The following is a 26303-nucleotide window of genomic DNA, read 5'->3' on the forward strand; positions in this document are numbered from 1 at the left end:
CGCAGCGGTGCTCGGAGCACCGCTGCGCCCTCACGAGCGGTCAGGCCCGCGGCTTCTCGCGAAGCTCGTAGGTCTCGATGACGTCGCCGTCCTTGACGTCGTTGAAGTTGCCGAGCGTCAGACCGCACTCGAAGCCCTCGCGGACCTCGACCACGTCGTCCTTGACCCGCCGGAGCGACGCGACGGTGAGGTTCTCCGCCACCACGACGCTGTCGCGCAGCAGGCGCGCCTTCGCGTTGCGGCGGATCAGCCCGTCCATCACCAGGCAGCCGGCGATCGACCCGAAGCGCGAGGAACGGAAGACCTGGCGGACCTCCGCGCGGCCCAGCTGGACCTCCTCGAACTCGGGCTTGAGCAGGCCCTTGAGCGCCTGCTCGATCTCGTCGATGGCCTGGTAGATCACCGAGTAGTACCGGATCTCCACGCCCTCGCGGTTGGCGAGCTCCGTCGCCTTGCCCTCGGCCCGGACGTTGAAGCCCAGGACGATGACGTTGTCGGCGATGGCCAGGTTGACGTCGCCCTCGGTGATGCCACCGACGCCGCGGTGGATCACCCGCAGCTGGACCTCGTCCCCGACCTCGATCTTCATGAGCGCGTCCTCGAGAGCCTCGACGGTTCCCGAGTTGTCACCCTTGATGATCAGGTTGAGCTCGTTGGTCTCCTTCAGGGCCTCGTCGAGGTCCTCCAGCGACACGCGCTTGCGACGCCCGGCCAGCTCGGCGTTGCGCTCGCGCGCCCGCCTGCGGTCGGCGATCTGGCGGGCCACCCGGTCCTCGTCGACGACGAGGAAGGTGTCGCCCGCGCCGGGCACCGAGGTGAAGCCGATGACCGCGACGGGACGCGAGGGGTAGGCCTCGGTGATGTCCTCGCCGTGCTCGTCGAACATCCGCCGGACGCGTCCGGAGGCGTCGCCCGCGACGATCGAGTCGCCGACACGCAGCGTGCCGCGCTGCACCAGCACCGTGGCCACGGGGCCGCGGCCCCGGTCGAGGTGGGCCTCGATCGCGACGCCCTGGGCCTCCATGTCCGGGTTGGCCCGCAGGTCGAGCGCCGCGTCCGCGGTGAGCAGGATCGCCTCGAGGAGCGCATCGATGTTGATGTTCTCCTTGGCGGAGATCTCCACGAACATCGTGTCGCCGCCGTACTCCTCGGCCACGAGGTTGTACTCGGTGAGCTGCTGCCGGATCTTGTCCGGGTTCGCGCCCTCCTTGTCGATCTTGTTGACCGCCACCACGACCGGCACGTTCGCCGCCTGCGCGTGGTTGATCGCCTCCACCGTCTGCGGCATGACGCCGTCGTCGGCGGCGACCACGATCACCGCGATGTCCGTGGACTTCGCGCCACGGGCACGCATGGCGGTGAACGCCTCGTGACCCGGGGTGTCGATGAAGGTGATCGGGCGCTCGTAGCCCTCCAGCTCGCTCACGACCTGGTAGGCGCCGATGTGCTGGGTGATGCCGCCGGCCTCGCCGCCCATCACGTTCGCCTTGCGGATCGTGTCGAGCAGGCGGGTCTTTCCGTGGTCGACGTGACCCATGACGGTGACGACCGGCGGCCGCACGACCAGGTCCTCCTCGCCGCCCGCGTCCTCGCCGTAGGAGATCGAGAAGCTGTCGAGCAGCTCGCGGTCCTCCTCCTCGGGGCTGACGACCTGCACGTTGTAGTTCATCTCGGTGCCGAGCAGCTCGAGGATCTCGTCGGAGACCGACTGGGTCGAGGTGACCATCTCACCGAGGTGGAACAGCACCTGCACCAGCGACGCCGGGTTGGCGTTGATCTTGTCGGCGAAGTCGGTGAGCGACGCTCCCCGGGCGAGCTTGACGGTCTCGCCGCGTCCCTTCGGCAGGCGGACGCCGCCGACCGAGGGGGCCTGCATCGAGTCGAACTCCTGGCGCTTCTGCCGCTTCGACTTGCGGCCCTTGCGGGCCGGCCCGCCGGGACGGCCGAACGCACCCGCGGCACCGCCGCGACCGCGCGGACCACCGGGACGGCCACCGCCACCGGGGCCACCGCGGAAACCGCCGCCTGCCGGGGCTCCTCCGGGACCACCCGGGCCGCCGCCACCGGGGCGGAAACCGCCGCCACCGCCGGGACCACCGGGACGGCCACCCGGACCACCGGGGCGGCCACCGGGACCGCCGGGACGGCCACCGGGGCCACCGGGACCGCCGCGGCCGCCGGGACCGGGACGCCCGGCTGCCGGGCGCGCCGGCATCATGCCGGGGTTCGGCCGCGGGGGCATGTTGCCCGGCGACGGGGGACGCGGACCGCCGGGGCGCGGGCCACCCGGACGCGGACCGCCCTGACCCGCACCGCCCTGACCCGGACCACCGGGACGGGGACCGCCCTGCGCGGAGCCGCCGGGTGCGGGGGCACCGCCGCCCTGACCGCCCTGCGCCGCAGCGCCGGGCTGGCCGCCCTGCGCGGGCGGGCCGGGGCGGGGCGGGGTGGCCCGCGGCGGGGCGCCGGAGCCGACCCCGAACGGGTTGTTGCCCACCCGCGGGGGACGGGGACCGGGCCGCGGACCGCTGGGCTTGGGCGGGACGACCGCCGATCCCGCGTCGGCCGCGGGCGCGGCCGGCCGGGACTGCTCGGCCGGACGGGACCGCTCGGCGGGCCGGGTCTGCTCGGCGGGCCGGGCCGGGCGTGCGGGGGCCGACGTCGGGTCCTGGGCCGCGGGCTCCTGGCGTGCGGGAGCGGCCGGGCCGGGCCGGGGACCGGGCCGCGGACCGCTGGGACGCGGCGCCTCGGTACGACCACCGGACGGCGTGGACGGGGACGCGGGGGCCGAGGACGGCCGGCCGGGAGCCTCGGCGGGCGAGGACGCCACCGACGGCGGGCCCGGGCGCGGCCCGGGGCGCGGCGGACCGGGGACGGGACCGCCGCTGCGCGACGCCCCACCTCCCCCGGGGCGACGGGCGGGGCCGTCACCGTTGGCGGTCCCACCGGAGACCGACTCCCGCAGCTTGCGCGCGACGGGTGCCTCGACGGTGGAGGACGGGGACTTCACGTACTCCCCGAGATCCTGCAACTTGCTCAGGACCTGCTTGCTGGAGATGCCGAGCTCTTTCGCGAGCTCGTGCACACGGGCCTTGCCTGCCACTGCACTCCTTGTTTCTCGGAGGCCGGCGGCTGGTCCCGCTCGACCTCGAACCTAGTGTCGAAGCACGTTCATGGTGCGATCTTCACAGCTGGCTCATGACGGGTCGACCTTGCTCTCATCCGTGACGGACCCGGGTGTCTCCCGGATCCCGTTGGCAACGATCAGGTGCTCGCGCACCGCGGCGACGTCCAGCTTCCCCGGGACGCGGAGCGCCCGCGGGAACGCCGAGCGGCGCTCGGCGCGGTGGAGACACTCCAGCGCGGGATGCAGCCAGGCACCCCGGCCGGGGAGTCGTCGGCGTGGGTCCGGGGTGAGCGCCCCGTGCACCACGACGACCCGCAACAGACCGTCGGCCTCCGACCTCGTCCGGCAACCGATGCACGTGCGCACCGGGGTGCGTCGAGCGGGTTGCCGGCCCGGGTCGTGGGCCGCCGCCGAGTGTAGCCCAGGCATCCTCAGCCGACCGACTCCGACTCCGATGAGGGCCGCTGGACGGCGGAATCGGCACCCGACGCCTCGCGCGGATCGGCGTCGCTGCGGATGTCGATGCGCCACCCCGTGAGCCTGGCCGCCAGCCGGGCGTTCTGCCCCTCCTTGCCGATGGCGAGGGAGAGCTGGAAGTCCGGGACGACGACCCGCGCGGACCGCGTGGCCGCGTCGATCACCGTGACCGACACCACCTTCGACGGCGACAGGGCGTTGCCGACGAACGTGGCCGGGTCCTCGGCCCAGTCGATGATGTCGATCTTCTCACCGGCCAGCTCGCTCATCACGCCGCGCACCCGCTGACCCATCGGGCCGATGCAGGAACCCTTGGGGTTCACCCCGGCCACGGTGGACCGCACCGCGATCTTGGACCGGTGACCGGCCTCGCGGGCCACCGCGACGATCTCCACCGTGCCGTCGACGATCTCGGGGACCTCGAACGCGAACAGCTTGCGCACCAGGTTCGGGTGCGTGCGGCTCAACGTGATCTGGGTGCCGCGCATTCCGCGGGTGACCCCCACGACGTAGCAGCGGATGCGGTCGCCGTGTTCGTAGCGCTCGCCCGGCACCTGCTCGGCCGACGGCAGGACCCCCTCGGTCTGCCCGCCGAGCGCGACGATCACGACGCCGCGGGCGTTGGCGCGGGCGTCGCGCTGCACGACGCCGGCGACGATCTCGCCCTCCTTGGTGGAGAACTCGCCGTAGGTGCGTTCGTGCTCGGCGTCGCGCAGGCGTTGCAGGATGACCTGGCGGGCGGTGGTGGCGGCGATCCGGCCGAAGCCCTCCGGGGTGTCGTCCCACTCGCGGGCGACGGCGCCCCCCTCGCCCGGCTCGTAGGCCATGACGCGGACCAGTCCGGTCTTGCGGTCGATGTCGATGCGGGCGTGCGGCTCGTGGCCGTCGGTGTGGCGGTACGCGGTGAGCAGGGCCGTCTGGATGGCCTCGATGACCGTCTCGAACGGGATGTCCTTGTCGCGCTCGATGGTGCGCAGCGCGGCGATGTCGACGTTCATGCTGGGTCCTCTGCGTCTTCTTCAGTTGTGTGGGGGGTGCCGCCGAGGCGGCGGATCTCGGCGTCGGGCGGTGACCGGAACTCCACCTGCACCGCGGCGTGCGCGACGTCGGCGTAGCGCAGCTCGCGCAACGCGCCCTCGACCAGCACCGTGACGGCGTCCTCGCCCGCCTCGCCCACGCGCGCCACCAGGGTGGCGCCCTCGCGCAGCCGTACCACCACCTGACGCAGGCGCGCGCGACGCCAGTGCCGGGGCAGCGTGAGCGGCCGGTCCACCCCGGGCGAGGTGACCTCGAGGGTGTAGGAGCCGCCGATCAGGTGCTCGTGCTGGTCGAGCTCGGTGGCGGCGGCGCGGGAGAGCCGGGCGATGTCGTCGAGGTCCACCCCGGTGTCGGCGTCCACGACCAGCTTGACGGTGTGGCGGCGGCCGGCGACCCGCACGTCGAGCTCGTCGAGCTCGAACCCGGCGTCGCGCACGAGCGGTTCGAGCACGCCGAGCAGCGGCTGCTGCACGGAGCGGGACGAGGACATGGCGAGTTCTCCTGGGGTCGGACCGCCCGATGGGCCCGTCAGCCTATCGCGCCACCGGCGGTGGTCCGGCCCACGCGCTCCGGCCGTCGGGGCCCGAGGAGCGCCTGGCAGGATGGGTGCCCACCGCCGGCGGCGTAGGGCCGGGACGGGTGCCGCGGGAGGGACGATGAGCAGCGCAGGGACCGAGCCACGGCGGCTTCCGCGGCGCCGCGTGCTCGCCGCCCTGGCCGTCGCCCCGGCCGCCATGGGCCTGCTGGGCGGGTGCTCCATCGCGCCGGCGGCGCCCCCGGAACCGGACTCCCTGACCCCGCTGGCCGACGCCGCCCGCGCCGACGCGGCACTCGTCGCGGCGGCCGTGGCCGCCGACCCGGCCCTGGCCCCCCGCCTGGACCCACTGCGCGACGCCCGCACCCAGCACGCCGACGCGCTCGACGCCGAGATCGCCCGCCTGGCCGCCACCCCGTCCGCGAGCGCGGCGCCCACGACCCCGCCGGCACCCGCCCCCGCGGGGCTCGCCGACGTGCGCGCGGCCGTGCAGGGCGCGGCCGCGGCCGCGACCGCCGCGGCGCTGGAACTGCCCGCCGACCGGGTCGGCCTGGTCGCGTCGATCTCGGCCTGCTGCGCCGCGTACGCGGCGGTGCTGACGTGAGTTCCGGCGGACGGGGGACGACGTGAGCGGCGTGTCCACGATCGACGAGTCGGCCACGAACGCGCTGCAGGACGCGCTGGCGGCCGAGCACGCGGCGCTGTGGTGCTACGGGCTCGTGGTGGTCTACCTGGACGCCGCGCAGGCTGCCCAGGCCCGCGCGGACGCCGACGCGCACCGGGCGCTGCGCGCCAAGGTCGAGACCACCCTGACCCAGATCGGTGCCCGCCCGGTGTCGGCGCAGCCCGCGTACGCCATCCCGCAGCCGGTGGTCGACGCAGGGTCCGCGGCCGCGCTCGCACTCGTCGCCGAGACCGACGCGCTGGCCGCGTGGCGCTCGGTGGTCGAGCGCACCGCCGACCGCCCCCTGCGCCAGGCCGCGCTCGACGCCCTGACCGAGGGGACCCTGCGCTGCAGCCGCTGGCGCGAGGCGACGAACACCCCGCCCCCCATCCCCCCCTTCCCCGGCCGCTGACCGCCCCACCCGCGAGTCGGGCCCTGCGTGCGCGCGAGTCGGGGCCTGCGTGCGAGTCGGGTCAGGTGAGCGCGTTCAGGGCGGCCGCGACGTCGTCCGCGGTGCAGTAGAGGCCGAACGCGAGACGCGCGGCGCCCGCCCGCTCGCTGCAGGCGACACCCGCCGCGGCGAGCCGGCGCGCCGCGTCGGGGGCAGGAACGGACACGATCGCCGACCCGGTGGGTCGCCGGCCCAGCCCGGCGCGCAGGGCGTCGCCGAGCCCGGCGCAGTGGGCGTGCACCGCGGCGCGGTCGAGCGTGGCGAGCCACGGCACGGCGACGGCTGCGCCCGCGTGGCCGTACCAGGCCGGCGAGGTGTCCAGCCCGCGCGCGTCGGACGCCAGCCGCGGCGGCAGGCCGTAGATGCTCGACCAGATGTCCTCGCCCGCGTACCAGCCGGCCTGCTCCGGGGGCAGCTCCCAGTCCGGGTGCACCGCCATCCAGGCGACACCTCGCGGGCTGAGCAACCACTTGTACCCGGCGCAGACCACGGCGTCGGCCCAGCCGAGGTCGGCGGCGAACCACCCGGCGGACTGCGTGGCGTCGAGCAGCACCCGGGTGCCGGGTCGGCCCCCTCCTCCGGCGGAGGGTGTCCCGCGGGCGGCGCGCAGTGCGTCGAGATCGGCGATCGCGCCGTCGGCGGACTGCACCACGCTGACCGCGACCGCGTCGAACCCGGCGGCCCGTTCCCCGATCTCGGCGAGGGGAGCCTCCACGAGCTCGTGCCCGCGGGCGGCCAGCGGCCAGGTGAGGCTGGTGAACTCGCCCTCGGACACGAGCACCCGCGAGCGCGGCGCGAGCCCGGCGGCGGCCAGGCTCACCAGCCCGGACACCGTCGAGCCGATCGCGACCCGGTCGGCCGCCACCCCCACCAGCCGTGCGTAGGCCGACCGCGCGAGCGCGACGGCGGCGTCGTGGCTCCCCGGGCGCCCGGCGCCGGTCCGCCACCCCGACACGGCGTCGGCGACGGCGTCGGCGGCGACCACCGGCGGCACCCCGATGCCCGCGGTGTTGAGATAGGCGTCGGGAACGTCGAAGTCCTGACCGAAGGCGTTCCGCACCGCACCAACCTACGACGGGCGACCCGCATGCACAGTGAGCTGATCGAGATCCGCAGCGGCCGGTCGGAGGCCGTCGTCGACCTCACCACCGAGATCGACGCGTTCCTCGCCGCGACCGACGCGACCGACGGGCTGCTGCACGTCTGGGTACCGCACGCCACCGCCGGGCTCGCCGTGATCGAGACCGGCGCGGGCAGCGACACCGACCTGCTCGACGCCCTGCACACCCTGCTCCCCGGCGACGACCGGTGGCGGCACCGCCACGGCAGCGCCGGACACGGCCGCGACCACGTGCTGCCGGCACTGCTCGCGCCGTCGATGTCGGTGCCGGTCCTCGGCGGACGGCCCGCGCTGGGCACCTGGCAGTCGGTGTGCCTGGTGGACACCAACGGCGACAACCCGGTCCGTTCGGTGCGCCTGTCGTTCCTGGCCGCGAGATGACCCGGGCGGGCCGACGGTCCGCAGCGCACCGCCGGTAGCGGCGTTAGGGTCGCGCCGTGACCACGCCGCGAGGGGGACCGCCCGGCCCCGATCCCGACGCGCCCCGGGACGTGCCCGCGCCCGACCCGTCGGTCACCGCGTGGGGTCCGCCTCCGCAGGGCCCACCCGGGCCATGGCCCGGACCGGCGCCCGGACCGGGACCGGGTGGTCCCGGATGGGGTGGCGGTCCGCAGCCCTCCGGCGGGTGGCCGGGCCCGCAGCAGGCGTGGGGCGCGCAGCCCCCTCCCGGGTACCCGCCGACCGGGCAGCAGTGGGCGCCGCAACCGGCGTGGGGCGCCCCGCCCCCCGGGTGGCCGCCCCCGCAGCCGCCGCGCCGGGAGCGCGGGCGGATCGTCGCGCTGGTCCTCGTCGGCGCGCTGGTGCTCGCCGGTCTGGGGGTCGGCGCGTTCCTGCTCGTCCGCACCACCACGGCCGGTGGGGGCCCGGGTTCGACGGTGCCCGCGGACTTCCGCACCGTCGCCACGCCGGCCCTGACCTTCGCCGTACCCCCGGGCTGGGAGGACAGCGCCGACGCGGCCCCCACCCTCGTGCTCGGTGCCGAACTCACCGGCCTGACCTACGGCCCGGCGTACTCGTGCGACGGCGGCGCCTACTTCCGGGGCGTCGCCGGGGTGGCGTTCGTGGCGGGCGAACGCCCGCCGGCCGCGGTGGCGGAGGCGTTCGGGCGCGAGACCGGCCGCCGGTTCTACGGATCCACCGGCGCCGAGCCCGGGGTGGCGCTCTCCGCGCCGCGTCCCGTCGACGTCGGCGGGACGACCGGACAGCTCGTGGAGGTCGCGGTCACGGTCCCCGTCGACGACGGTTGCCTCGCCACCTCCGGCACGATCCTGGTGCTCGCGGTGCCCGCGCCCGGAAGCGGTGCGGGTCCCGGCACGGCGGTGCTCCTCGTCAACGGGGACACCGTGGGCGGTCCGGCGTCGGCACCGCCGGTCCCCGACCGCGCCGCCCTCGACGCGATGGTCGCCAGCGCGCGGCTGCCCACCATCTGACCCCGGGTGGCGCCCGACCGCCGCCGACGGTCGATGATGAAGGTCCGACGGGCGGGAGGATCGTGGCGGCGCAGGCATCCGGGCGGACCGACGGGCAGACGTTCGGGCCCTACCGGCTCGACGGCCTGCTCGGCAGCGGCGGGATGGGCGAGGTCCACCGCGCCTACCACGTGGAGCAGGACCGCACGGTGGCGCTCAAGCTCCTGCACGCCGACCTCGGCGACGACGAGGAGTACCGCCGCCGGTTCCTGCGCGAGTCGCGGGTCACCGCGCGCCTGACCGACCCGCACGTGATCCCGATCCACAGCTGGGGCGAGATCGACGGCCGGCTGTACCTGGACATGCGCCTGGTCGAGGGCGAGGACCTCGCCGACGTCGTGGCCCGCACCGGGCGCCTCGCGCCGCTGCGGGCCGTCACGATCGTCGGGCAGGTGGCGCGGGCCCTGGACGCCGCGCACCGCTCCGGGCTCCTCCACCGCGACGTGAAGCCGTCCAACGTGCTGCTGGCGGCGGACGCGGGCGGCGACGGCGACTTCGCCTACCTGGTGGACTTCGGGATCGCCCGCTCCCTCACCAACGACACCACCGGGGCCGGCATCACCCGCGCCGGCACCGCGGTGGGCACGCTGGACTACATGGCGCCCGAGCGGTTCCTGGAGCAGCCCGTGGACGCTCGCGCGGACGTCTACGCGCTGGCCTGCGTGCTGCACGAGTGCCTGACCGGGGAGAAGCCGTTCCCGGTGCAGGGCCTGCCGTCGCTGATGAGGGCGCACCTGCGCACGCCGCCGCCACGGCCGTCGGCGCACCGGATCGCGGCACCGGTCGAGCTCGACGAGGTGGTCGCGCGCGGGATGGCGAAGGACCCGGCGCAGCGCTACCCGAGTGCCGGCGCGCTCGCCGCCGCCGCGCGCAAGGCGCTGGAGGGCCCGGCCACGGTGCCCGGCAGCGGGCCGGCGGCAGCGCCGGACGTCGCCCCGATCCGGCCGGCCCGCGGGGTGGCGCCGGAACCGGTGGCGCGGGCCGTCGCCCCCGACGAGCCGACAATCGCGCCGCGCGCCCCCGCCCCGCCCCCGGACGCCGGTCCGGCGCACCGGCCTGCCGTGGACCGGGCCGGGCCGCGCGGCCGGGCCGCCGGCCTCCCGCCGCCGGTGCCCGCGACCCCCCGCCAGCGGGCGGCGACCACGCGCGTGCCCATCCCGCCTCCCGGCCACCCCCTCGTCGGGCACCCGCAGCCGGTACCGCCCGCGGTGCCGCCGGCCCGCCGCCGGGGACGCGGCCTGCTGGTCGCCGCCGCCGTGGTCGTCGTCGCGGCGGTGGTGGCCGGCGCGGTGTACCTGCTCGGGCCCCTCGATCCGCCACCGCAGCCCGGTGGTGGGCCCACCGAGGCCCAGCGCGCGTTGCTGGCCGTGCTGCCGGTCGGTTACGGCTCGACCGACTGCGTGCCCGCCCCCGAGCGGGAGGGCGCCGCCGTCGACGCCGCCGTCACCTGCGCCGGTGGACCGGCGGACGGACCGAGCTCCGCGGTCTTCCTGCACTACCGCGACCTCGGTGCGCTGACCGACGCGCACGAGGCCGAGGTCACTGCCCGCGGGCTGCCCGTCGGGGACATCAGCACCTGCCGCGACGGCACCGCAACCTCCGGCGAGTGGGTGCGCGGCACCACAGGGGGCCTGCTCCTGTGCCGCGACGACGCCACCGCCGGCGCGGTGATCGAGTGGACCGAGACCCGGCTGCTGACGCGCGCCGTCGTCTCCCGCACCGACGGCGACTCCGCCGTGCTGTACGACTGGTGGTCCGCAGGCGGGTTCCTCTGACCGGCGCGAACGCCGGTGCGCACGTGTGCCCGGGTCAGGGGCCCGGGTCAGGGCCGCACGACGATGTTGCCGCGCTTGCGGCCGCTGTCGACCCGACGGTGGGCCTCGGCGATGCCGTCGAGGTTCCGGGGCGTCATGGCCGGGACCCGGTCGTGCACCACGGCGAGCGTGCCGTCGGCCACCAGGCCGAGCAGGTGCTCGAAGTCCGCGACCCGCTCGGGTGAGGTGCCCGTGGCGACGTCACCGCGGGCCCGGACCGTCTCCCCGAGGCCCGCGACGGCGAGCAGGAGCTTCCCGCCGGGGCGCAGCAGGCGCCGTCCGGAGGGGATCGACAGGCTGCCGACGGTGTCGAGCACCACGTCGAACCGCTCGGCCGTGGTGGCGAGGGCGTCGCCGGCGTAGTCGATGACGCGGGTCGCACCCAGCTCGGTGACCAGCGCCGCGTTCGGCGCGCTGGTGACCCCGACGACGGTCGCGCCGAGGTGCGCGGCGAGCTGCACCGCGTTGGTGCCGATTGCCCCGGATGCGCCGTTGACCAGCACGGTCGTGCCCGGCCCCACCGAGGCCCGGTCGCGCAGGAAGTACAGCGCCGTCGTGCCACCGAACAGCACCCCTGCCGCGTCGTCGTGGGAGATCCCGGACGGGACGCGGGCCAGCCTGCGTGCCGGCACGGCGAGGTACTCCGCGTGCGCGCCGAGCGTGACGCCCGTCATGCCGCACACCTCGTCGCCCGGCGACAGGCCGGAGACTCCCCTGCCGACCGCCTCGACGACCCCGGCGAACGAGCCGCCCAGGATCGGGCGGCGCGGCCGGACGACCCCGAAGGCCAGCCGCGCGAGGAACCCGAAGCCCGCGGGGAAACGGGCCGCGCGGATGCGCGCGTCGGCCGAGGTCACCGCCGCCGCCCGCACCCGCACCAGCACCCCGCCCGGCCGCGCCTGCGGCCGGGGCACCTCCGCGACCCGCACGACCTCCGGTGAGCCGTACCGGTCGACGACCGCTGCCCGCATGACTGTCTCCTTACACCCGTAAGTTCCGCTCGAATGCTAACCTTACAACTGTAAGTCGGCAACTCCGTACGTAAGGACGAACGCGATGCCCCGGCGGCCCGCGCTCACCCGGGAGCGCATCATCGACGCGGCGGTGCGCGTCGCCGACCGCGGTGGCCGCGAGCAGGTGAGCATGCGCACCGTCGGCAGGGAGCTCGGCGTCGAGGCGATGTCGCTCTACCACCACCTCGCCGGCAAGGACGCCCTGCTCGACGGGCTCGCGGACTGGGTCTTCAGCCGGATCGCCCTGCCCGCTCCGCGGGACCCGTGGCGCCAGGCGATGATCGACCGTGCCGCATCGGCCCGGCGGGCACTGGCCGCCCACCCCTGGGCGCTCGGGCTCATCGAGTCGCGCCGCTCGCCCGGCCCGGCCCTGCTGCGCCACCACGAGTCGGTGCTCGCGTGCCTGCGCCACAACGGCTTCCCCGTCGCACTGGCGTCGCACGCGTTCTCGGTGATCGACGCCTACGTGTACGGGTTCGTGCTCACCGAGCTCACCCTGCCCTTCGACGCGGGCGAGACCGCGGAGGACTTCGTGTCCGGGATCCGCCGGGCGCTGCCGGCCGACGTGTACCCGTGCCTGGTGGAGATGATCACCGAGCAGGTCGTGGGGAGGGACTACGTCTTCGCCGACGAGTTCGCCTTCGGGCTCGACCTGATCCTCGACGGCCTCGACGGGCAGCTGGGCGCGGCCTAGCGGTCGCCGGGCCCGCGCGGCGTGGCGGTCAGCCGGCGGCGGCCAGGCCGGCCAGCCGGTCGGCCACCTGTTCGGCGGTGGCGAGCCGCGCGGTGCCCTCGGCCAGGCAGGCGCGCACCAGCGCCGCCTCCCCCGGGGCCAGACCGGCGTGCACCTGCGGCTGCGCGGAGAGCACCTTGCGGATCGCGAGCAGCGGCTGGGAGTCGGGCAGCTCGCCGTAGAGCCCCTCACCGGCCAGCGCCCGGTGGATGGTGGCACCCAGAGCCCACACCTCGGTGCGCCGGGAGGGTCGGGCCCCGGCGAGCAGGTCGGGATCGGTGAACTCCACGGAGCTGGCGCGGCCCATGCCGGTGAGCGTGGTGCCCGGGCTCAGGTAGCGGGCCAGGCCCAGGTCCGACAGCCGCCCTCCGGTGGGAGCGCCGCGCTCCTCCCCGGCCAGCAGCACGTTGGCCGGCTTGATGTCGCCGTGGGCCAGCCCCGCCTCGTGCAGCGCGTGCGCGGCCCGGGCCGCGTGCTCCAGTGCGGTGACGACGGTCCCCCGCGTGAGCGGACAGCCGGGCGCGGCGAGCGAGCCGAGCGGGAAGTACTCCATCGCGTACACGAAGCTGTCCTCGAGGACGGCGTCGTACACGCGCACCAGGTGCTCCGAGCGCACCGCGGCGAACGCCCGCAGCTCGCGCACCCCGCGCTCGTAGGCCTGCTCCCCGACCCGGTCGCCGAACACCTTGAGCGCCACGAACTCCTCGGCCAGGCCGAGCCGCACCGGCGGCCGGGCCAGGTAGTAGCGGCCGTGGTTGCCCTCCCCGAGCAGCCGGACGATCTCGTAGTCGGCGACGGCCGCGGGCAGGCGGGCGGGGCCGGTCGACGCCGAGGCGCCGGTGACGGGAGCGTCCACGTCGACTCCTGGACCTTCGTCGGCGGATCCTCACGCCCCGCCGTGACGGCTAACATACGCCCGCCGCTGCGCCCGGTGGCGCGCTCGCAGGGGTCACGCGCCCGGAGGGAATCCCGGATGGATCTGAAGCACGTGATCGCGTTCGTCCTGCTGGACATCGCGATCGTGGTGGTGGCCGCCCGCCTCGTGGGCCGGCTGTTCCGGCGGCTGGGCCAGCCCGCGGTGATCGGCGAGATCGTGGCCGGCATCGCGCTGGGGCCCACCCTGCTCGGGGCGCTGCCCGGGCAGCTCGACCAGGTCCTGTTCCCGGCCGACGTCCGGCCCTACCTGTCGGTGATCGCCCAGCTCGGGCTGGCGCTGTTCATGTTCATCGTCGGGCTCGAGGTCGACCTGTCCCTGATCCGCGGCCGGCAGCGGATCGCGGGGGCGGTCGCGGCCGGGTCGCTCGTGCTGCCCTTCGCGCTGGGCGCCGGGGCCGCGCTGATCCTGTACCCGCTGCACGCGCAGGCACAGGGCGAGACCGTCAACCCGCTGGCGTTCGTGCTGTTCCTCGGCGTCGCGATGTCGATCACTGCGCTGCCGGTGCTCGCCCGGATCCTCACCGAGCGCGGCATGCAACGCACCCGGATCGGTGTGCTCTCGCTGGCCTGCGCCGCGATCAACGACGTGCTGGGCTGGTCGCTGCTGGCGATCGTCGTCGCGGTGGCGGCGGGGGGTAGCCTCGGGGGCGCGCTGGTGATCATGGGTTGGACGGTGCTGTTCGTCCTGGTCATGTTCTTCGCGGTGCGCCCGCTGCTGGCGCGCCTCGTCGCCTGGCACGCCCGGGCGGGCCGGCTCACCCCCGACATCCTGGCCGTCGTGCTCGCCGGGCTGTTCCTGTCGGCCTGGGTGACCGACCTGATCGGCGTCCACGCGATCTTCGGTGCGTTCCTGTTCGGGGCGGTCATGCCCCGCCGCGACGCCGCGGCCCTGAGCCGGGAGATCCTCGAGCGCCTCGAGCAGGTCAGCCTGCTCCTGCTGCTGCCGGTGTTCTTCGTCGTCGCCGGGCTGCAGGTGGACATCGGGGCGATCGGCCTGTCCGGCGTCTGGCAGCTCGCGCTGATCCTGCTCGCGGCCGTCGCCGGCAAGTTCCTCGGGGCCGCCGTAGCCGCGCGCACGCAGGGGATGTCGCAGCGCGAGTCGGGCGCGCTGGGCCTGCTGATGAACACGCGCGGGCTCACCGAGATCGTCATCCTGCAGGTCGGGGTCCAGCTCGGGGTGCTCGACCCCACGATGTTCACCCTCATGGTGATCATGGCCCTGGTGACGACGGCCATGACCGGGCCGCTGCTGCGGGTGTTCTACCCCGACCGGGTGCTCGCCCGCGAGCTGGCCGCGGCGGAGCGGGCCGAGCTGGGCGAGGTCGACGCGTACACGGTGCTCGCGGTGATCGAGGATCCCGCGGGCGGGCGCCCGGTCGCCGAGCTGGCCCGCGACCTCACCGGCCGCGAGCACCCCGCCCGGGTCGTGCTGTGCCGGCTGCTGCCCGCGCAGGTGGAGCTGGAGGTCGCGAGCGGGCTGGGTGCGGAGCTCGCCATCATCGCCGCCGCGGGTGACGAGCTGCGCGTGCTGGCCCGCGAGCTCGAGGCGTGCGGCACGCCGTGCTCGGTGGTGGCCCGCTTCGCCGCCGAGCCCGGCGCCGCGCTGTCCGCACTCGCCATCAGCGTGGCCGCGGACGTGGTGCTGCTCGCCGAGGACTCCGACGATCCCGCCCGCGCCGCCGCCCAGGTCGCGGCGCTGGCCGCGGTGCCGGAGGCCACCGTGGTCGCCGCGCGGATCCCCGGCGGGCCCGGCGCCGCCGGGGCGGCGCTCGCGCTGATCGACGGCGCGGCAGCCGGTCGGGCGGTGCTGCGGATGGCCGCGCACCTGGCGCTGCGGTCCGCGCAGGAGGTGGCGGTGGAGGCGCTCGACGGCCGCCGCGGCTCGCGGCGCTCGACCGCGGCCGCCGCCGCGCTGGTCCGGCGCGGGGTGGCGGCGCGCCCGTCGACCCCGGAGGACCTGCCCGGGGCCGCCGTCGCGGTGCTCCCCGACTCCGCGCAGGCCCCCACCGGCCTCCCGGAGCCGACGCTGCTGTTGCGGGTCCGGCCGGCCGCGGTGGACGTCGACGACGACCTGGGCCAGGCGCTCGCCCGCATCACCGTGGGGCAGCCCCAACCGGCGAGCCCCGACTAGAAGACTTGGCCACGACCGGGACCTCAGCGCACCCCGGACGGCGACTCGAACACGAACGTCCGCCCGCCCAGGCGCACCCTGGTGCCGGGCACCAGCCGACGCGACTGGCGCGCGGGCACCGGGGTCCACGCCGGGTCGCCCGGGGCCGCCACGAACGTGCCGTTGCGCGAGCCGGAGTCGACGAGCACGACGTCCCAGCCGTCGACCCGCACCTCGGCGTGCACGCGCGACACCGCACCGGAGCGGTCCTCGACCACGATCGAGCGCAGCGTGCCCGACCGCACCCGCTCGTCGGACTCGGGCATCCGGCCGACCAGGTACTCGGCGTCGACGGTGTAGGTGGCGCCGTCGTCGAACACCAGCAGCCCCAGCGGCGGCCGGGCCCCGATCACCAGCACGCCGGTACGCTCGTTCATCCGGATCCCGCACAGCACGCAGAAGTGGGAGCGCGGGTCGTTGAGGTGCCCGCGCGAGCACAGGTGTCCACGGGCCTCCCCCTCCCGGGGCGTCACCGGCACGCCGGTCGTCGGGTTCGGAGCCGCCGTCGACCGGCTGCCCGTGCCCACCGGCTCCCCCGCATCCAGCGGGGCCCGCGGCGGTTCGGCCGGCGCCACCCCGATGATCGCGTCGGAGCGCCGGGGCGGCCGGGCGGCCTGCGCCGCGCTCGGGATCGGGCCGGTGTCCTCCGGATCGCGACCGGGCCCCGACTTGCCCAGATTGGGCGGGTCGGCAGCAGGCGGGTCGGCGGCAGGCGGGTCGGCGGCGGAGGGGACGGCGGCGGGAATCGGCGGCTCGTCCGCTGCGGGATCCGGGACCGGCTCCGCGTCGGTCAGCGTCGGCTCGGCGTTGATGTTCGGGACGTCCTCGATTCTCGGGACGCCGTGGCGGGCCCCGGCGACCACGGCGGGCTCGGGCCCGGCGGAGGAGGCGACGGAGGAGGAGACGAGCTCGACCCCGCCGCCCGCGACGACCCCGCCGCGCAGATCCAGCAGTTCGGTGACCGGGCCGGAACCGTTCGCCGCCCCGTCGAGGGCCAGCCGCACCGGGCCGCCGCGGTGCGGGACGAGCCGGTCGGTCCAGGCCGCCGCGTCGGCGCCGGTGAGCACCGTGTCGCCCACCCGGGCCCGCACCGCGCCGGACAGGAACACGGCGGTGGCGTCACCGGTGGAGGCCACGGTCCCGAAGTCGAGGCCGTGCGGCGGGGCGTCGCTGCCACCGAGCCACATCGCGAGCCTGCGGGCGAGCGGGCGACCCGGGTCCGGGCCCGCCGCGGCGCGGCAGATCTCCAGCAGCCGGTGCAACGTGGCCGGGTCGGGGCAGCGCGCCACGCAGAGGATCCCCGGATAGCGCGCCACCAGGCCGTCGCCGGGGAGCACGACGGCCCGTGCCGTGTCGGTACCCATGATCAGATCAGCCTCCCGCCGCGGAAGCGCCAGTGCACGAACGGCACGCGCATCGGCCCGTTGACGACGAGCCACACGATGATCCAGGTGGTGAGGAACTGGACGAGGAAGGCCCCGAACGGCACCTGCGCCGGCAGGCCGGGGACGGCGCCTGCGCTGATCAGCAGCCACAGCAGCGCACCCTCGTTGACGAGCGTGACCAGCCCGAAGAACGTGGGCCAGTCCTTCTCCCAGCGGAACTGCTGGATGAAGTGGTAGACCAGCTCCCAGCCGACGCCGAGGACGGTCACGGCCAGCAGCACGACGTAGGTGGTGGCGTAGCTCTGCCCGATCAGCGGGGTGAGCAGCAGCGTCCAGATCCCGCCGACGACGAGCAGCACGAACACCCGGGTCTGGATCCGGCCGTTCAGGGTGGGGAGCACGGGTCGTTCCTCTCAGATCTTGCGGCCGCGGGCCCACAGCCACCACTGCCGGGTGGAGCGGACCGGTCCGAGGTTGGCGCAGAAACCCAGTGTGGCGAGGTCGTCGGCGATCTCCTGGGCGGCGATCTGCAGTCCGAGGAAGGTGTCGACGCCGGGGAAGTATCCACCGAGGGTGGCCGTGCCGGAGGCGTACATGCGGCCCGGCTCGCTGCGGGTGCCGCGCACCTCGAAGCTGCGCTCGACGTCGAGGCGGCCCAGCGGGTTGCGTCCCGCGCCGCCGTGGTCGAGCAGGTCGGCCAGCACGCGGTGCTCGCGGATGTCGGCCTCCAGCCCGGTGCAGTCGATGACGCCCATCACGCGCACGTCCCGCGGGCCGTGCTCGGTCGTCAGCGAGGCGTCGACGGTGCCGGGCGGGCCCGGCGTCAGGCCGGTGATCTCCCCCTGGAACGCGTGGTACCAGCGCTCCCGGCGCCCGCGCCGCATCTGCTCCTGCCAGTTGCGCCGGATCGGGGTGTTGGTGCCGCCGAAGAGCTTGTAGAGCTCGGCGCGGTCCTGACCCTCCAGCTTGCGCACCCGGGCCTTGAGCTGACCGCCCCACACCGACTTCGGGTAGTTGAAGCCCTGGTAGGCCCAGCCGTCGCCGCCGCGGCGGCGCATCCAGACGTGCGGCCCGTGGGCCCCCCGCACGAAGGTCCGGAACACGTGCAGGATCTGGGTCTGCAGCCCGCGGGCGTCGCGGTCGTCGACGAGCCGCTGCAGCACCCGCGAGGCCACGATCCCGCCCCCGCGGACCAGCACGGTGCCCGGCGCGGCGTGCAGGCGCTGGTAGATCTGCTCGTGCGGCTCGTAGGCGTTGACGACCGAGGAGTAGTCGCGGTGCTGCTCGCGGTAGGCCATGAGGTCGGGCAGGAACTTCAGGCCCGGGTACCCGACGGCCACGTGCACGTAGCGGCTGCGGAAGGCCACGCGCCGCGTGGGGCTGGTGCCCTCGGCCGGGGTGAGGATCGTGAAGTAACCACCACCGATCCGCCTGCGCACCATCCGCACCTGGCCCTTGACCACGGTGTCGGCGTAGGAGATGCGGTCGTGCTCGCGCTCCATCGACTCGAACGCCTGCCCCGCCCTCGGTGTGTAGTAGTCGTCGAAGATCGGCTCGACGGCGATCTGGATCAGCGGCTTCACCGACCGCGTCGCCAGCGCCTCGCGCACCGCGTAGCTGGGGAAGCCCCAGATGTTGTCCGGGCAGGACGCCGAGTCGCTGCGCAGCCGCTCGGCGCGCGGGATCTGCGAGACCCGCGTGAGGTACTCGTAGCTCTCCCAGGGGCTCTCCAGCTGGGTGAGCACGCGGATCGCCGAGGTCGGGACGCCGCAGATCCGCAGGTAGTCCACCGTTACGAAGGAGCCGATGCCCCCGCCGACCGACACGAACGGGACGTCGACGACCGGGATCCCGGCCCGCGCCACCTGGTCGTCGGACCACCAGTCGGTGGCGATCAGCTCAGGCGTGAGGTCGCCGGGCTGCACCGCACCGGGCGCCGGGTCCGGCCCCGCGGCGGCACCCGGGAGCCGGATGGTGTCCTCGCGCATGGTCCACTCCCCTGGATACGTGACGGCGTCGCGACGAGCGGATCACATCCTGCCGTCACCGGGACCGGTCCCGGCAGCGGGTGTTACCCATTCGGTGCACCGGAGTGGTAGCACCCGCGACCCTGCGCGCGACAAGGTCCAGGGTGGGTGCGGGACCGGGACCGGCCCACGACAGAGCGGGAGAAGTGACGTGTTGGACTCGACGTTCGGGCCGTACCGCATCGAGGAGCTGCTCGGCCGCGGCGGCATGGGTGAGGTCTACCGGGCCCACGACACCGACACCGACCGCCGGGTGGCGCTGAAGGTCCTGCCGCCGCACCTCGCGGAGGACGCGGAGTACCAGGAGCGCTTCAAGCGCGAGTGCCGCGCCGCGGCCCGGCTGCGCGAGCCGCACATCGTGCCGATCCACCGCTTCGGCGAGATCGACGGCCGGCTCTACCTCGACATGCGGCTCGTGGAGGGCACCGACCTCGCCACCTGGCTCAAGACCCACGGTGCGATGGCCCCGGACGTCGCGGTGTCGGTGGTGTCGCAGATCGCCGCCGCCCTCGACGCCGCGCACGCCGAGGGTCTGGTGCACCGGGACGTGAAGCCGTCCAACGTGCTGCTCGCCGGCGTCACCGGCGGGCAGGTCGACCGCGAGGTGTTCGCCTACCTGTTCGACTTCGGCATCGCCCGTGCCCAGGAGGGCGTGGGCGAGGACCCCGCGCTCACCCGCGCGGGCACGATGCCCGGCTCGCTGGCCTACATCGCGCCGGAGCGTTTCGCCGGGGTCGAGGGCGATCCGCGCGCCGATGTGTACTCGCTGGCCTGCGTGCTGCACCAGGCGCTCACCGGGCGCCCGCCGTTCGAGGGCGACATGGCCACCCTGATGCACAGCCACCTCAACGCCCCGCCACCGCGGCCGAGCACCGCACGGCCCGACCTGCCCTCGGGGCTGGACGCGGTCGTGGCCCAGGGCATGGCGAAGGACCCCGCCCAGCGCACGGCGTCCGCGGGAGCGCTGGCCACGGCGGCCCGCGCGGAGATCGGCGGCTGGCGCACCGACCCCGCGAGCGCGGACGCCACGGCCGCCTGGGCCGGATCGGCGGCCCCGCCCGACCTGCACAAGGCGTCCCCGCCGCCCGGCACGGCCGTCATCCCGCCCGGGTGGAACTCCTCCCCGCAGGCAGCGCCGTCGTGGAACGCCGCGTACGGCCAGCAACCCGAGTACGGCCAGCCCGCCTACGGCCAGCAGCCCGCCTACGGCCAGGCCCCGACCCAGGCCTGGGGCGGGCAGCCGCCGTGGGCGGGCGGGTCGCACCCGTCCAACCCCACCTACCACCCCCCGCAGCCGCCGCCGAGGAAGAACCGGACGGGCCTGATCGTCGCCGCCGTGCTGGTCGTGCTCGCCGCGATCGGTGGCGGCGTCGCCTTCGCACTCACCGGCGGGTTCGGCGGGGGTGGGGGCGTCACGCCGGTGGCCCAGCCGCCCGCGACGACGCCGCCGGTCACCACCGGGCCCACGACGATCCCCCCGACATCGACGGCGGCGACCCCCGCGACCGACCTGCTGCTCGCCGAGCTGCCCCTCGGCTACGGCGAGTCCAACTGCGAGCCCCAGGCGCTGACGGGCGCCACGGCGTTCGTGGCGTGCCCGTCGAACCCGACGACCGGCGTCGGGCCGACGGGCGCGACGTTCGCGCGCTACGCGTCGGTCGCGGAGATGGACGACGCCTTCGAGTCGCTGGCCGCGGCGGAGGGGATCGCGGCCGAGCCCGGGCTCATCGAGGACTGCGGCGCCAACGTCGACGCCCGGGCGATCTACTCCCGGGCCAGCGGGTCACTGGGCGGGCAGCTGGCCTGCTTCACCGACCCCGAGGACGGCTTCGCCTACCTGTTCTGGACCGACGAGTCGGCCGTGGCGATCGGGTACGTCAGCAACGCGGGGTCCGACGCGGCCGCGCTCTACGACTGGTGGACCTCGGTCGACTTCGTCGCGGAGCGCTGACCCGACCGCGGCGTCAGCCGCCGTGCACGGCGGCCCGCAGGTGGGCCACGGCCGCCTCGAGCGCGATCTCGCTGCGCTCGCCGCTGCGCCGGTCCTTGACCTCGACCAGCCCGTTCGCCAGTCCCCGGCCGACCACGACGATCGTGGGCACGCCGATCAGCTCGGCGTCGGCGAACTTCACCCCGGGCGAGGCCTTGCGGTCGTCGAGCAGCACCCGCAGGCCGGCGGCGTCCAGCTCACCGGCCAGCGTCTCGGCCCCGGTCGCGATCTCCTCGGTCTTGCCGGCCACCACGAGGTGGATGTCGAACGGGGAGACGCTGCGCGGCCAGACCAGCCCGGAGTCGTCGTGGTTCTGCTCGGCGATGGCCGCGACCAGCCGTGAGACGCCGATGCCGTAGGAGCCCATCGTGATCCGCACGGGCTTGCCGTCGGGCCCCAGCGCGTCCAGCGCCGCCGCGTCGGCGTACTTGCGGCCGAGCTGGAACACGTGCCCGATCTCGATGCCGCGCGCGGCCTCCAGCGGACCGGAGCCGTCCGGGGCGGGGTCGCCCGCGCGCACCTCGGCGGCCTCGATCGTGCCGTCCGGGGTGAAGTCGCGTCCGCACACCAGGTCGACGACGTGGTGGTCGGGCTTGTCCGCACCGGTCACCCAGGCCGTGCCGTCGACGATGCGCGGGTCGACGAGGTAGCGCACGCCGTTGGCGGCCAGCGACGCCGGACCGATGTAGCCCTTGACCAGGAACGGCGCCCGGACGAAGTCGGCCTCCTCCAGCAGCGCCACCTCGGCCGGCTCCAGCGCGGCCTCCAGGCGCTTCATGTCGACCTCGCGGTCGCCGGGGACCCCGACGCCGAGCAGCGTCCACTCCGTCGTCCCCGGCCTGCGGGTCTTGACCAGCACGTTCTTGAGGGTGTCCGCCGCGGTGAACGTGCGGCCGAGCCCGGCCCCGTTCAGGAACGTCACCAGCGTCTCGATGGTCGGCGTGTTCGGCGTGTGATGGGCCTGCGCGGCGGGCAGGCCCTCGATCTCCCGGGCGGGCGGGGCGGGCGTGGTGACGGCCTCGACGTTGGCGGCGTACCCGCCGGGGCTGCGGACGTAGGTGTCCTCGCCGGTCGGGGCGACAGCCAGGAACTCCTCCGACGCCGAGCCGCCCATCGCGCCCGACGTGGCCGCGACGATCACGTAGTCCATCGACAGCCGGTCGAAGATCTTCACGTAGGCGGCGCGGTGCTTGGCGTAGGACTCCGCCAGGCCGTCGTCGGTGAGGTCGAACGAGTAGGAGTCCTTCATGAGGAACTCGCGACCGCGCAGGATGCCCGCGCGGGGCCGCGCCTCGTCGCGGTACTTGTTCTGGATCTGGTAGAGCATCACCGGGTAGTCCTTGTAGGAGCTGTACTCGCCCTTGACGACCGCGGTGAACAGCTCCTCGTGCGTGGGACCGAGCAGGTAGTCGTTGCCGCGGCGGTCCTTGAGGCGGAACAGGTTGTCGCCGTACTCGGTCCAGCGGCCGGTGGCCTCGTAGGGCTCCCGCGGCAGCAGCGCGGGGAAGTGGATCTCCTGGGCGCCGATGGCGTCCATCTCCTCGCGCACGACCTGCTCGATCGCCCGCAGCACCTTCAGCCCCAGCGGCAGCCACGAGTACACCCCCGGGGCGACGCGGCGGACGTAGCCGGCGCGGACGAGCAGCCGGTGGCTCGGCACCTCCGCGTCGGCCGGGTCCTCGCGCAGGGTCCGGAGGAACAGCGACGACATCCTGGTCAGCACCCGCAGAAGACTAACGACCCACCCCGACCCCCGTCCCCCCGGTTCCCGCCCCCGCACTTCGGAGCCGTACTGCTGTTCCGGGGCCACCGGAAGTGCGTTGCGGCTCCGAAGTGCGGTCGGGGAGCGGCTAGTGCTGCGCGAGCAGCTCGGTCAGCAGCGCGCCCACCTGCTCGGCCTCGATGAGGAAGCCGTCGTGGCCGTACGGGGACTCGATGATCCGCGCCGGGCCGGAGCCGGGGATGCCGGCGGCCAGCTCGTGCTGCTGCTCGGGCGGGTAGAGCCGGTCGGTGCTCACCCCGCCCACCAGCGTGCGGGCCGTGACCAGCGCCAGCCCGGCCGCCACGCCGCCGCGGCCGCGCCCGACGTCGTGGGCGTTCATCATCTCGGTCAGCCGCACGTAGGAACCGGCGTCGAAGCGGCGCACGAGCTTGGCCGCGTGGTGGTCGAGGTAGCTCTCGACCGAGTAGCGGCCGCCGTGCCAGGGGTCCTCGCCGTCCTGCGGGTCCCGGCCGAACCGCTCGGCCAGCTCGAACCCGCTGCGGTAGCTCAGGTGCGCGATCCGTCGGGCGATGCCCAGGCCGCGGTGCGGGCCCTCCCCGGGGGCGGCGTCGTGGTAGTCGCCGCCCCGCCAGCCGGGGTCGCTGCGGATGGCCGCGATCTGCGGCGACGCCCAGCCGATCTGGTCGGCCGAGGTGGCCGCCGGGCAGGCCAGCAGGCACAGCCGCTCCACCCGCGACGGGTGCGACGCCGCCCATTCCAGCGCCCGCATCCCGCCCATCGACCCGCCGACGACGCACGCCCACCGTCCGACGCCCAGCGCGTCGGCCAGCACCACCTCGGCGGCCACCGCGTCGCGCGGCGTCACCAGCGGGAAGCGGCTCCCCCACGGGCGCCCGTCCGGTGCCGTCGACGCCGGACCGGTGCTGCCCTGGCAGCCGCCGATGACGTTCGGCGCCACCACGAACCAGCGTGCCGGGTCGAGCGGGCGCCCCGGGCCGACCAGGGTGTCCCACCATCCCGGCGTGGGGTGGCCGGGCCCGGCGGGGCCGGTGAGGTGGGTGTCGCCGGTGAGCGCGTGCAGGACCAGCACCGCGTTGGACGCGTCGGCGTTGGGCGTGCCCCACGTCTCGTAGGCGATCCGGACCCCGGGGATCGTGGCCCCGGACTCCACGGCGAACGGGCCCGGCAGCGAGATCCACCGGCGCCGGCCGGGGTCGCTCCCCTCCCGCCACGCACCGGTGGCGGGAGGGGAGCTGACAGTGCTGGTCACCGCTGGATCATGCCTCAGGCGCCCTTGGCCGCCCGGAAGCCCGCCTCGAGGTCGGCCTTGATGTCCTCGATGCCCTCCAGCCCGACCGAGAGCCGCACCAGGCCCGGGGTCACGCCGGTGGCGGCCTGCTCCTCGGCGGTGAGCTGGCTGTGGGTGGTACTGGCCGGGTGGATCACGAGGCTGCGCACGTCGCCGATGTTGGCGAGGTGGCTGTGCAGCTCCAGGGCGTCGACGAACCTCTTGCCCGCCTCGACCCCGCCCACGATGTCGAACGCGACGATCGCGCCCGCGCCGCGCGGCAGGTACTTCTGCGCCGCCGCGTGGAACCGGCTCGAGGGCAGGCCCGCGTAGTACACGGTCTCCACCTCGTCACGCGCCTCCAGCCACTCGGCCAGTGCCTGCGCGTTGGAGGTGTGGCGCTCCATCCGCAGCGACAGCGTCTCGATGCCCTGGATGAGCAGGAAGCTGTTGAGCGGGGCGATGGCCGGGCCGATGTCGCGCAGCAGCTGCACCCGCAGCTTGATCGCGTAGGCGAGCGGGCCGAGCGCGTCGGTGTAGACCAGGCCGTGGTAGCTCGGGTCCGCGGTGGTGAGGCCGGGGAAGCGCTCGGCGTGGTCGGCCCAGGGGAAGGCGCCGGAGTCGACGACGACGCCGCCGATCGCGGTTCCGTGCCCGCCGAGGAACTTCGTGGCCGAGTGCACGACGATGTCGGCGCCGTGCTCGATCGGACGCAGCAGGAACGGTGTGGGGACGGTGTTGTCCACCACCAGCGGTACCCCGACCTCGTGGGCGACGTCGGCCACCGCGCGGATGTCGAGCACGTTGTTGCGCGGGTTGCCCACGGTCTCGGCGTAGAACAGCTTCGTGTTCGGCCGCACCGCGGCCCGCCACCCGTCCAGGTCGTCGTCGTCGACGAACGTGACCTCGATGCCCAGCTTGGGCAGCGTGTAGTGGAACAGGTTGTAGGTGCCGCCGTAGAGCGAGGCGCCCGAGATGATGTGGTCGCCGGACTCGGCGATGTTGAGGATCGCGAGCGTGGTGGCCGACTGCCCGGACGCCAGCGCGACGGCGGCGACGCCGCCCTCGAGCGCGGCGACGCGCTGCTCCACGACGTCCTGCGTCGGGTTCATGATCCGCGTGTAGATGTTGCCGAACTCGGCCAGGCCGAACAGGGCGGCGGCGTGGTCGGTGTCGCGGAAGGCGTAGGCCGTGGTCTGGTAGATCGGGGTGGCCCGGGCTCCGGTGGTGGGGTCGGGCGCGGCACCGGCGTGGACCTGCTTGGTCTCGAAGGACCAGGATTCGGACATACGTGTCTCCAGAGAGAAAGGGGCGTGCAGGAGCGGTCAGCGGCCGGGTCGACAGGCCGTGCTCGTGACGCGCATGTAGTCCACATGCCGGCGGGTCACGAGGCGGATCACGGACCCGACCCTAAAGGGGTCGCCACCTCGGCACAACGGCCCGCCCCGCTACCGTTCGGGTGTGCTCGTGCTGCTCCCCCCGTCGGAGACGAAGATCGACGGCGGCGACGGGCCACCCCTGGCGCTGGAGGCGCTGAGCCACCCGGGGCTCGACCCCCTGCGCACGGACCTCGTCGACGCGCTGGTCGAGCTCGCGGCCGACGTGCCCGCCGCCCGTGCGGCGCTGGGCCTCTCGCCGGCGCAGGACGGCGAGATCGCCCGCAACGCCGCGCTGCGCACCTCGCCCACGATGCCCGCCCTGCACCGCTACACCGGTGTCCTCTACGACGCCCTCGACGTGCGGTCGCTGCGCGGCGCCGCCGCCGGGCGGGCCCGCGAGCGCCTGGCCGTCTCCTCGGCGCTGTTCGGCCTGCTGCGCGCCGAGGACCCGGTGCCGGCCTACCGGCTCTCGGCGGGCTCGGCGCTGCCCGGCCGCGGCACGCTGGCGGCGGCGTGGAAGCCGCTGCTCGAACCGCTGCTGCGCGGCGTCGCCGACGACGGGCTGGTCGTCGACCTGCGCTCCGGGTCCTACGCGGCGCTGGGGCGCGTCCCCGGGGCGGTGGGCGTCGACGTGCTGGCCGAGCGCGCGGACGGTCGCCGCAGCGTCGTCAGCCACTTCAACAAGGCCCACAAGGGCCGCATCGCCCGGTTACTGGCCGGCACGCGCGCCGAACCGACCGACGCCGCCGCGGTGGCGGTGCTGCTGCGCCGGGCCGGCCTGCGGGTCGAGCGCCCGACCCCGACGGGCCTGCACGTCGTCATCCCGGCCTGACCCGCCCGTAAACGGGTTGCGGGCCGTCGCGGGACCCGCCAGGGTGTGCCCGACCGGCCGGAGGGTCCGCCGGAGCCGATCGCGAGGAGGTGTCCGTGTCCATCGCCGCCCGGGTCGACGCACGCCCTCGTC

The 26303-nt window shown here is 75.1% G+C and carries 22 protein-coding genes; 9 read left to right on the forward strand and 13 right to left on the reverse strand.

Annotation, left to right across the window (positions count from 1 at the left end):
• Positions 1 to 40 precede the first annotated feature (40 nt).
• The 4 genes from infB to rimP all read right to left on the reverse strand — a co-directional run bounded on the left by infB (position 41) and on the right by rimP (position 5132).
• A complete protein-coding gene (gene infB / locus Q1K26_RS07820; RefSeq protein WP_300008898.1) occupies positions 41 to 3103 on the reverse strand; it encodes a translation initiation factor IF-2 in 3063 nt (1020 codons plus the stop codon).
• Positions 3104 to 3196: 93 nt separating this feature from the next.
• Positions 3197 to 3556: a YlxR family protein gene (locus Q1K26_RS07825; protein WP_300008899.1), complete on the reverse strand. Its 360-nt coding sequence runs from the start codon at positions 3554 to 3556 to the stop codon at positions 3197 to 3199.
• Between the two features lie 2 nt (positions 3557 to 3558).
• A complete protein-coding gene (gene nusA, locus Q1K26_RS07830; RefSeq protein ID WP_300008900.1) occupies positions 3559 to 4602 on the reverse strand; it encodes a transcription termination factor NusA in 1044 nt (347 codons plus the stop codon).
• Positions 4599 to 5132 carry a ribosome maturation factor RimP gene (gene rimP, locus Q1K26_RS07835; RefSeq protein ID WP_300008901.1) on the reverse strand — a complete coding sequence of 178 codons (534 nt, stop codon included), beginning with the start codon at positions 5130 to 5132 and terminating at the stop codon, positions 4599 to 4601. Before rimP ends, nusA begins: the two co-directional genes overlap by 4 nt.
• 166 nt (positions 5133 to 5298) lie before the next feature.
• On the opposite strand from rimP, the gene Q1K26_RS07840 reads away from it, so the two are divergent.
• Both Q1K26_RS07840 and Q1K26_RS07845 read left to right on the forward strand, forming a co-directional pair.
• Positions 5299 to 5781 (forward strand): hypothetical protein, encoded by a 483-nt coding sequence (locus Q1K26_RS07840; RefSeq protein WP_300008902.1) that lies wholly within the window; start codon positions 5299 to 5301, stop codon positions 5779 to 5781.
• A gap of 31 nt (positions 5782 to 5812) precedes the next feature.
• Positions 5813 to 6253 (forward strand): ferritin-like domain-containing protein, encoded by a 441-nt coding sequence (locus Q1K26_RS07845; RefSeq protein ID WP_300008903.1) that lies wholly within the window; start codon positions 5813 to 5815, stop codon positions 6251 to 6253.
• Positions 6254 to 6314: 61 nt separating this feature from the next.
• On the opposite strand, the gene Q1K26_RS07850 is transcribed toward Q1K26_RS07845, so the two are convergent.
• Positions 6315 to 7352 (reverse strand): aminotransferase, encoded by a 1038-nt coding sequence (locus tag Q1K26_RS07850; protein WP_300008904.1) that lies wholly within the window; start codon positions 7350 to 7352, stop codon positions 6315 to 6317.
• A 27-nt stretch (positions 7353 to 7379) separates the two neighbouring features.
• On the opposite strand from Q1K26_RS07850, the gene Q1K26_RS07855 reads away from it, so the two are divergent.
• From Q1K26_RS07855 to Q1K26_RS07865, 3 genes are all read left to right on the forward strand, one after another.
• On the forward strand, positions 7380 to 7793 hold the full coding sequence (locus tag Q1K26_RS07855) for a secondary thiamine-phosphate synthase enzyme YjbQ (RefSeq protein WP_300008905.1): 414 nt from the start codon (positions 7380 to 7382) through the stop codon (positions 7791 to 7793).
• A 56-nt stretch (positions 7794 to 7849) separates the two neighbouring features.
• Positions 7850 to 8842: a hypothetical protein gene (locus tag Q1K26_RS07860; RefSeq protein WP_300008906.1), complete on the forward strand. Its 993-nt coding sequence runs from the start codon at positions 7850 to 7852 to the stop codon at positions 8840 to 8842.
• 62 nt (positions 8843 to 8904) lie between these two features.
• Positions 8905 to 10656 (forward strand): serine/threonine protein kinase, encoded by a 1752-nt coding sequence (locus Q1K26_RS07865; protein WP_300008907.1) that lies wholly within the window; start codon positions 8905 to 8907, stop codon positions 10654 to 10656.
• Between the two features lie 47 nt (positions 10657 to 10703).
• Here Q1K26_RS07865 and Q1K26_RS07870 read toward each other — a convergent pair whose 3' ends face one another.
• Positions 10704 to 11666 (reverse strand): NAD(P)-dependent alcohol dehydrogenase, encoded by a 963-nt coding sequence (locus Q1K26_RS07870; RefSeq protein WP_300008908.1) that lies wholly within the window; start codon positions 11664 to 11666, stop codon positions 10704 to 10706.
• Between the two features lie 85 nt (positions 11667 to 11751).
• On the opposite strand from Q1K26_RS07870, the gene Q1K26_RS07875 reads away from it, so the two are divergent.
• Complete coding sequence (locus Q1K26_RS07875; RefSeq protein ID WP_300008909.1) at positions 11752 to 12402, forward strand: TetR/AcrR family transcriptional regulator; 651 nt, start codon at positions 11752 to 11754, stop codon at positions 12400 to 12402.
• A gap of 28 nt (positions 12403 to 12430) precedes the next feature.
• On the opposite strand, the gene Q1K26_RS07880 is transcribed toward Q1K26_RS07875, so the two are convergent.
• Positions 12431 to 13297 carry a protein kinase gene (locus tag Q1K26_RS07880; RefSeq protein ID WP_300008910.1) on the reverse strand — a complete coding sequence of 289 codons (867 nt, stop codon included), beginning with the start codon at positions 13295 to 13297 and terminating at the stop codon, positions 12431 to 12433.
• A gap of 117 nt (positions 13298 to 13414) precedes the next feature.
• Between Q1K26_RS07880 and Q1K26_RS07885 the strand changes: the two genes are divergently transcribed.
• Entirely contained in the window at positions 13415 to 15508 is a 2094-nt protein-coding gene (locus Q1K26_RS07885) for a cation:proton antiporter (protein WP_300008911.1), read from the forward strand.
• Between the two features lie 23 nt (positions 15509 to 15531).
• On the opposite strand, the gene Q1K26_RS07890 is transcribed toward Q1K26_RS07885, so the two are convergent.
• Genes Q1K26_RS07890 through Q1K26_RS07900 form a run of 3 tightly spaced genes read right to left on the reverse strand, consistent with a single transcriptional unit; the run spans position 15532 to position 18920 of the window.
• Positions 15532 to 16911 (reverse strand): FHA domain-containing protein, encoded by a 1380-nt coding sequence (locus Q1K26_RS07890; RefSeq protein WP_300008912.1) that lies wholly within the window; start codon positions 16909 to 16911, stop codon positions 15532 to 15534.
• Between the two features lie 2 nt (positions 16912 to 16913).
• Positions 16914 to 17333, reverse strand: a complete 420-nt coding sequence (locus tag Q1K26_RS07895) for a hypothetical protein (protein WP_300008913.1) — start codon at positions 17331 to 17333, stop codon at positions 16914 to 16916.
• Between the two features lie 12 nt (positions 17334 to 17345).
• A complete protein-coding gene (locus tag Q1K26_RS07900; RefSeq protein WP_300008914.1) occupies positions 17346 to 18920 on the reverse strand; it encodes a hypothetical protein in 1575 nt (524 codons plus the stop codon).
• A 190-nt stretch (positions 18921 to 19110) separates the two neighbouring features.
• On the opposite strand from Q1K26_RS07900, the gene Q1K26_RS07905 reads away from it, so the two are divergent.
• Complete coding sequence (locus tag Q1K26_RS07905; protein WP_300008915.1) at positions 19111 to 20910, forward strand: serine/threonine-protein kinase; 1800 nt, start codon at positions 19111 to 19113, stop codon at positions 20908 to 20910.
• Positions 20911 to 20923: 13 nt separating this feature from the next.
• Here Q1K26_RS07905 and Q1K26_RS07910 read toward each other — a convergent pair whose 3' ends face one another.
• From Q1K26_RS07910 to Q1K26_RS07920, 3 genes are all read right to left on the reverse strand, one after another.
• Positions 20924 to 22672 (reverse strand): proline--tRNA ligase, encoded by a 1749-nt coding sequence (locus tag Q1K26_RS07910; RefSeq protein ID WP_300008916.1) that lies wholly within the window; start codon positions 22670 to 22672, stop codon positions 20924 to 20926.
• Between the two features lie 127 nt (positions 22673 to 22799).
• Entirely contained in the window at positions 22800 to 23942 is a 1143-nt protein-coding gene (locus Q1K26_RS07915; RefSeq protein WP_300008917.1) for a homoserine O-acetyltransferase, read from the reverse strand.
• 14 nt (positions 23943 to 23956) lie between these two features.
• Positions 23957 to 25249 (reverse strand): bifunctional o-acetylhomoserine/o-acetylserine sulfhydrylase, encoded by a 1293-nt coding sequence (locus Q1K26_RS07920; RefSeq protein WP_300008918.1) that lies wholly within the window; start codon positions 25247 to 25249, stop codon positions 23957 to 23959.
• A gap of 172 nt (positions 25250 to 25421) precedes the next feature.
• Here Q1K26_RS07920 and yaaA point away from each other — a divergent pair, with 172 nt between their 5' ends.
• Positions 25422 to 26171 carry a peroxide stress protein YaaA gene (gene yaaA, locus Q1K26_RS07925; RefSeq protein WP_300008919.1) on the forward strand — a complete coding sequence of 250 codons (750 nt, stop codon included), beginning with the start codon at positions 25422 to 25424 and terminating at the stop codon, positions 26169 to 26171.
• Positions 26172 to 26303 lie beyond the last annotated feature (132 nt).

The organism is Pseudonocardia sp. (genome assembly GCF_029263155.1).
Classification (GTDB): domain Bacteria; phylum Actinomycetota; class Actinomycetes; order Mycobacteriales; family Pseudonocardiaceae; genus Pseudonocardia.

What these genes read in the sequence shown, in the direction of transcription:
- nusA (WP_300008900.1), bottom strand. Translation starts at nt 4,602, where the DNA reads ATGAACGTCGACATCGCCGCGCTGCGCACCATCGAGCGCGACAAGGAC.
- Q1K26_RS07855 (WP_300008905.1), top strand. Translation starts at nt 7,380, where the DNA reads ATGCACAGTGAGCTGATCGAGATCCGCAGCGGCCGGTCGGAGGCCGTC.
- rimP (WP_300008901.1), bottom strand. Translation starts at nt 5,132, where the DNA reads ATGTCCTCGTCCCGCTCCGTGCAGCAGCCGCTGCTCGGCGTGCTCGAA.
- Q1K26_RS07900 (WP_300008914.1), bottom strand. Translation starts at nt 18,920, where the DNA reads ATGCGCGAGGACACCATCCGGCTCCCGGGTGCCGCCGCGGGGCCGGAC.
- Q1K26_RS07840 (WP_300008902.1), top strand. Translation starts at nt 5,299, where the DNA reads ATGAGCAGCGCAGGGACCGAGCCACGGCGGCTTCCGCGGCGCCGCGTG.
- Q1K26_RS07920 (WP_300008918.1), bottom strand. Translation starts at nt 25,249, where the DNA reads ATGTCCGAATCCTGGTCCTTCGAGACCAAGCAGGTCCACGCCGGTGCC.
- Q1K26_RS07870 (WP_300008908.1), bottom strand. Translation starts at nt 11,666, where the DNA reads ATGCGGGCAGCGGTCGTCGACCGGTACGGCTCACCGGAGGTCGTGCGG.
- Q1K26_RS07885 (WP_300008911.1), top strand. Translation starts at nt 13,415, where the DNA reads ATGGATCTGAAGCACGTGATCGCGTTCGTCCTGCTGGACATCGCGATC.
- Q1K26_RS07875 (WP_300008909.1), top strand. Translation starts at nt 11,752, where the DNA reads ATGCCCCGGCGGCCCGCGCTCACCCGGGAGCGCATCATCGACGCGGCG.
- Q1K26_RS07890 (WP_300008912.1), bottom strand. Translation starts at nt 16,911, where the DNA reads ATGGGTACCGACACGGCACGGGCCGTCGTGCTCCCCGGCGACGGCCTG.
- Q1K26_RS07825 (WP_300008899.1), bottom strand. Translation starts at nt 3,556, where the DNA reads ATGCCTGGGCTACACTCGGCGGCGGCCCACGACCCGGGCCGGCAACCC.